Genomic DNA, 5,962 nt, shown 5'->3' on the forward strand with positions numbered 1-5,962 from the left:
ATTGTTTTACTTTCAAAATACCTTTTACCTCCATAATAGCCTTTTTGCAAGTACATTTGCATAATTTTAGCAACATCATTAGAATTTGAAAACAATCCTGCATTTCCACTTACACCGTTCATCATTGCAGCTCCCATATCGTGTACGTTACCTATTAAAGTTTGGTGTCTGTAATAATTATCAATCTCTGTAGGAGCTATTTCAGTTGCATTAAATTTGTCTAATGGGTTATACATTAAAGTTTCTGCACCCAGTGGTTTATAGAAATTTTCATTGTTTAATTCATCCATTTCTTTATGAAACGTATCTTTAAGATATTTTTTAAATAGATAAAAAAGTAAGCCACTGTACTTATAACCTTCTTCGGTAAGTTGTGGAACTTCGGCAATTTTTTTATAAATAGAATCGGTGTATGAATTTATTAAATATAAGTTTTCAGCTACTTTAATAGGAAATTCTTTACTTTTAGAAGTTCTGTATAAATTACTAAATGGAATTTTTGAAATGCTATCAACAGTTTCTAAATAATAAGGAATCCAAGGTTTTATTTTTCCAACATGAGATAAGGCTTCTTTCATAGTTATGGTGTCTTTATTAGAGCCTTTTAAATAAGGTAAAAATTTACCAAGACTAGTTTCTAAATTAAATAACCCCATTTCTTCACTTTTCATAATCATTGGAAGTCCTCCTAAAATTTTTGTAACAGAAGCTAAATCGTATAAATCGGTTAATTTTACTTTTTGTTTTTTATCGTAAGTATGGTAACCGAAACTTTTGTGATACACAACTTTTCCATAGCGAGCAACCAATACTTGGCCTCCAGGAGCCATTGTAGAATCTACTACCATAGTTGTTAAAGAGTCTATTTTTGAAAGTAATTTACTATCCATATCTATTTCTTCGGGTAACGTATAAGATAACCTCATTAAGTTTGAAGTAGTTATTCCTGTTCCTTCTGGAAATATTTTATGAATTGAAACAGGTAATTTTCCTTTAGCTTCTAGGGCCCCAAAAATTATTTGAGCTGAAATTTCTTGTGATGCTTTACTATTTTGATATGAAACCAAAACCGATTCTATTTGATTGAAATCTTTAATGTCTAAAAGTGTGTAAGGATTTGCAAAAACGTTAAAAATTACGTTATTTTTTTTAGAAATTTCTTGAAGCCAAGTAAGTTCTTTTTCACTCATTTTAAAACTTTTCCAAGGGTTTTCGTTAGATTTATGATACCCAATAATTACGGTATTATAAGCCTCTAATTTTTTAAGTAATTCGGTTAAATTATCTTCAGAAATTATGTCAACTTGTGTGTATTTTTTCAGGGTATTTGTAAAATCGAAATTATCTGAATCCCCTAGTTTAACATAAGCAATTTTTGTGCTAGCCAAATCTTTAATAGGTAAAATAGCTTTTTTATTTTGAACAAGTGTTATTGCTTCTTTCATTAAAGTATTATATAATACTTTGTCTTTTGGAGTAATAATATCTTCTTGAATACCTGTTTCTTTTAAAGTTTGAAAATTGTTTAAACCAGCCCAATACTTAGCCTTTAAGATCTTTCTTACAGACTCGTTAAGGCGTTCTTCAGTAAAAAGATTATTTTTAATTCCTGATTTTAATTTTTTTACTGCGGCTTTTACATCTTCAGGAATTAATAACATGTCATTTCCAGCTAAAAAAGCGGCCAAATCAATGTCTCCAGGTTTTGCATAATTTGCGGCACCTTTCATATTTAATGCATCGGTAAAAATTAATCCATTAAATCCCATTTTTTCTTTTAAAAGTTCTGTTATAACTTTATAGGAGATAGATGTTGGAACACCTGGTTTAGTTTCTAATGCAGGTACATTTAAATGTGCCACCATTACACTAGCTAAATTGGTTTTAAATAATTCTTTATAAGGAAATAATTCAAGTGAATCTAGTCTTTCTATGCTGAAATCTAAAAAAGGAAGTGTTTTATGTGAGTCAGTTGAAGTATCTCCGTGACCAGGAAAATGTTTAGCATTTGCTAAAACTCCTACACGTTGCATTCCATTAGTAAATGCAATTGCCTTATTTGTAACATTGTGTTTGTTTTCACCAAAAGAGCGATTTCCTATAATTGGATTTTCAGGATTTGTGTTAATATCAACTACAGGAGCAAAATTTATATGAATTCCAATTCTTTTACAGTGTTCACCTAATTGCTCACCAAATTGTTCTATTAATTTATTGTTTTGAACAGCTCCAAGTGTCATATTCCAAGGGTAACGAAACGAGTTTTGCAATCGCATGTTTAGGCCCCATTCTCCATCAAAACCAATTAATAAAGGAATTTTAGAAGTGGACTGAAAACTATTTGTTAATTCGGCTTGTTTTTCGGGAGTTCCTTGCATAAAGATTAATCCACCAACATCGTACTTTTTAATCATTCTTTTTATGTAAGCTTTGTGTTTTCTATCTTTATTTGAATAGGCTTGAATCATAAATAGTTGGCCAATCTTTTCATCTAAAGTTAACTTATTCATTATATTTTCAACCCATTTATCTTGGTTTTCAATATCATAAGTTACCAAAGGATCAATTTGTTGTCCGTAACTTTTAGTTAGCAATAAGAATAGGCTTGCAATTAATATTTTTTTCATTTTAACATAGGTTTTATACGTTTAACAGAACACCAGTTCCGTTTAATTTTGAAAATTTAATAGTTCCATTATGTAATGTAACTCCTTTAGCAATATCATTTTTTAATAATAAAGCACCATCCATATCTACATAATCTAAAATAGGAGTTAAATGTGCAATTGCAGAAATACCAACGGAAGATTCTGTCATACAGCCAACCATGGTTTTTAGGCCTAAAGATTTAGCTTTTGTTAGCATTCTTTTTGCAGGTGTTAAACCTCCACATTTCATTAATTTTATATTTACTCCATGAAAATGATTATGGCATTTTTTTACATCACTTTCAACAATACAACTTTCATCTGCAATAACTGGTAAATGTGAATTTTCATATACTACTTTTGAGCCACTCCAATTATTTGCTGGGAGTGGTTGCTCTATAAACTCTACACCTAATTTTTTTAATTCTATAGAGTTTTTGATAGTTTCTGTTGGATTCCACCCACAATTAGCGTCAATTCTAAATATTGAATTTGAATTTTTTCTTAATTCCGTAACAATTTGAATATCATCTTTGGTTCCTAATTTAATTTTATAAATAGGCCAAGGTTTTTCTTTCATTTTTAAAACCATATTTTCAATGGAGTCGATGCCAATTGTATAATTAGTTTTAGGAATGTTTTCAAGGTTAAAATTCCAATATTGATACAACTTAAGTTTTTTTAAACGTGTGTATAAATCAGTGTAGGCTTCATCAATAGCACACAATAAGAACATATTATTTTTAAAATATTGAAATAAATAGCTCCAAAATTCTTCAGGAGTTTTATCTGAAAAATTTTCTATAATAGTATGTTTTTCTAATAATTCGGCTTTAAATTGTTCAGTTGTTGTATTGTAATATGGGTTAGCAGTTGCTTCTCCAAATCCTGAAATACCATTGTGATTAAGTTCTACAATTATTGAAGAAATTTCGGTTCTTGTTCCTCTAGATATTGTAAATGGGTGTTTTAATTTTAAATTATATGTGTGCGTAATTAGTTTCATTACAGCAATGCCTCTTTTAAAATTGTTATTGGATGTTTAGAAATTACCTGAGTTCCATCTTTAATTTGGTGCCTACAACTTGTACCGGAGGCTACAATTACTGTGTTTTTATCCGTGTTTCTAATTTTAGGAAACAATGTATCTTCCCCAACCTGCATACTTATTTTATAATGTTCTTTTTCGTATCCAAAAGAGCCTGCCATCCCGCAACAGCCAGAATTTATAATGGTTACATTATAGTTTTTAGGAATTGACAACATTCTAAATGTAGGTTCGGTGCTACTTAAAGATTTTTGTTGACAGTGACCGTGTATTTTTAATGTTGCTTTTTTTGTTGTAAAACTGTTTGCATTAATATTACCTTTTTCAAATTCTTGTTTAATAAATTCTTCAATAGTAAAAGTGTGCTTAGAAATTTTTTTAGCAGCTACTTTATCATCTGCTAACCTTAAATACTCATCTCTAAAAGTTAAAATTGCAGAAGGTTCCATGCCAACTAAAGGTGTTTCTTTGGAAATGCTATTTTTAAAAAATTCTACATTAAAATCAGCTTTTTCTTTAGCTTTATCTAAAATACCTTTTGAAATAAAACTCCTACCGCTTTCTTCGTGTTTTGTAATAATTACTTTATAACCAAGTTTTGTTAATAATTCAATAGTATCAATACCAATGTTTGCATCGTAATAGTTGGAGAATTCATCAACAAATAAGTATAACTCACTAAATTTTGTGGGTTGCGCTAAAAGCCTTTTTTTATGCTTTTTGTACCAGCTATAAACCGTTGTTTTTGCTAATTTTGGAATGCTTCTTTCTGAAGCAATTCCCATTATTTTTTTTGTAAGTTTTGTGTTTAAAACTAAGTTAGTAATAGTAGGAGTGAGGCTCCCTAACTTATTCCATTTTACATTTTCTGCAAACATTTTGGTTCTAAAAGGAACACCATTTTCTTTATAATATTGATGTAGAAATTCAGCTTTTAGAGCTGCTATGTCCACATTACTTGGACATTCACTTGCACATGCTTTGCAGCTTAAACATAGGTCAAAAACATCGTATAATTCTTTATGATTAAATTTATTTTGTTGGTCGGAATTTGTTAAAAATTCACGAAGTGTATTTGCTCTAGCTCGTGTGGTGTCTTTTTCGTTACGTGTTGCTCGGTAACTAGGACACATAGTTCCTCCAGCTTCTGGAAGTTTTCTACAATCACCAGATCCATTACATTTTTCTGCGGCTCTTAAAATACCTAAACTATCAGAAAAATCTTGTATGGTTTCAATTTTAGGTTCTTTTCTATTAATAACATAACGCAAATTTTTATCCATAGGAAAAGGATCTACAATTTTCCCTTTATTAAATATGTTGTTTGGGTCGAAAGTGTGTTTTATGCGTTTTAAGAGTTCGTAATTTTTAGAGCCAATCATTAGTGGAATAAATTCAGCTCTTACAATACCATCACCATGTTCTCCACTAAATGAACCACCATATTTTTTTACTAATGCTGCTGTTTTAGTTGTAATTTCTCTAAATAAAACTACATCTTCTTGTTTTTTTAAATTTAAGATTGGACGTAAATGCAGTTCTCCAGCACCTGCATGTGCATAATAAACAGCTTCCTGTCCAAAATCTTTCATCATTTTAGTAAATTCAGCAATATAATTTGGCAGGTCTTTTAATTTTACAGCAGTATCTTCAATGCAAGCTACAGCTTTATTATCGCCCACTATATTACCTAATAAACCCAAACCAGCTTTACGTAAGTTTACAGCTTTATCGATATCGGTATTTGCTAATTTAGGAAATGCAAAACCTAAATTTTTTGATTGTAAATCTTCAATTAAATCATCAGCTAATTTGTTGGATTCAGTTTCTGAATCTGTACAGATTTCGAGCATTAATATTGCTTTTGGATCACTTTCAACAAAAAACCTGTTTTTTAATTGTTCTCTGTTATTTTTAGTACAATCTAAAATGGTTTTATCCATTAATTCACAGGTGAATAAATTGTGCTTCATTGCAATTACAACAGCTTCCATACTTTCTTGAATGCTATTGAAATGAGCTGCCACCATTATATTTTTTGAAGGAGGAACCGTATCTAATTGTAATGTGATTTCAGTTGTAAATGTTAATGTACCTTCGCTTCCTGTTAATAATGTTGCTAAATTTATGGTTTTGTCTGTACCGCCAAAACCTTTATAATTTAAAAGCTCATCAATTGGGTAACCGTTATTTCTTCTATGAATACTTTTTTTAGGAAATTCTTTTTTTATTTCTTGCTGTGTAGCTTTGTTATTTAATTCATTAA

Annotated in this window: 3 protein-coding genes; all 3 read right to left on the reverse strand. The window is 29.8% G+C overall.

The features are described 5' to 3' along the window. On the reverse strand, positions 1–2,627 hold a 2,627-nt coding region (locus AB1Z17_RS08110), incomplete at its 3' end, for a glycoside hydrolase family 3 N-terminal domain-containing protein (protein ID WP_368051298.1). Between the two features lie 13 nt (positions 2,628–2,640). Then, positions 2,641–3,654: a dipeptide epimerase gene (locus AB1Z17_RS08115; protein ID WP_368051300.1), complete on the reverse strand. Its 1,014-nt coding sequence runs from the start codon at positions 3,652–3,654 to the stop codon at positions 2,641–2,643. After that, positions 3,654–5,962, reverse strand: a 2,309-nt coding sequence (locus tag AB1Z17_RS08120) for an FAD-binding and (Fe-S)-binding domain-containing protein (protein ID WP_368051301.1), incomplete at its 5' end; no start/stop codon positions are given. The genes AB1Z17_RS08120 and AB1Z17_RS08115, both read right to left, overlap by 1 nt.

It is taken from the genome of Lutibacter sp., from assembly GCF_040883305.1.
Lineage (GTDB): Bacteria > Bacteroidota > Bacteroidia > Flavobacteriales > Flavobacteriaceae > Lutibacter.

What these genes read in the sequence shown, in the direction of transcription:
- AB1Z17_RS08115 (WP_368051300.1), bottom strand. Translation starts at nt 3,654, where the DNA reads ATGAAACTAATTACGCACACATATAATTTAAAATTAAAACACCCATTT.